We start from the raw sequence: 581 nt of genomic DNA on the forward strand, positions 1-581 counted from the left end.
TTACGAGCCATTAGCTCAGTTGGTAGAGCATCTGACTTTTAATCAGAGGGTCGAAGGTTCGAGTCCTTCATGGCTCACTTTTGTTTTTTCTGCGCGGTCGTGGCGGAACGGCAGACGCGCTAGGTTGAGGGCCTAGTGGGGGAAACCCCGTGGAGGTTCAAGTCCTCTCGGCCGCATCAAAAAAATCTTAAAAAAGTACTTGCATTTGAAAATGTAGTATGATAAGATAATTGAGTCGCCAAATTACAACGACGAAAAAACATCATGAATAAGCGCCCGTAGCTCAATTGGATAGAGCGTTTGACTACGGATCAAGAGGTTAGGGGTTCGACTCCTCTCGGGCGCGCCAATTACGGGAAGTGGCTCAGCTTGGTAGAGCACCTGGTTTGGGACCAGGGGGTCGCAGGTTCAAATCCTGTCTTCCCGACCACGCGGGTGTAGTTTAGTGGTAAAACAAGAGCCTTCCAAGCTCTGGTCGAGAGTTCGATTCTCTTCACCCGCTTTTAGTTCTTTGAAAACTGAACGAAACAAACAACGTGAAACGTCAATTTTTATTTTAGATGCTAGACAAACTAACTTTA

The 581-nt window shown here is 46.8% G+C and carries 5 tRNA genes; all 5 read left to right on the forward strand.

Features of this window, described 5'->3' with window-relative positions:
• The first annotated feature begins 4 nt into the window (after window positions 1-4).
• Window positions 5-77, forward strand: a tRNA-Lys gene (locus HFD78_RS29010).
• A 16-nt stretch (window positions 78-93) separates the two neighbouring features.
• Window positions 94-176, forward strand: a tRNA-Leu gene (locus HFD78_RS29015).
• 96 nt (window positions 177-272) lie between these two features.
• Window positions 273-349 (forward strand) — tRNA-Arg (locus HFD78_RS29020).
• Between the two features lie 4 nt (window positions 350-353).
• Window positions 354-430: transfer RNA gene (locus tag HFD78_RS29025), tRNA-Pro, on the forward strand.
• A gap of 1 nt (window position 431) precedes the next feature.
• Window positions 432-502 (forward strand) — tRNA-Gly (locus HFD78_RS29030).
• The last annotated feature ends 79 nt before the right edge of the window (window positions 503-581 follow it).

Source organism: Bacillus sp. EKM501B (assembly GCF_011800505.1).
Lineage (GTDB): Bacteria > Bacillota > Bacilli > Bacillales > Bacillaceae_G > Bacillus_A > Bacillus_A cereus.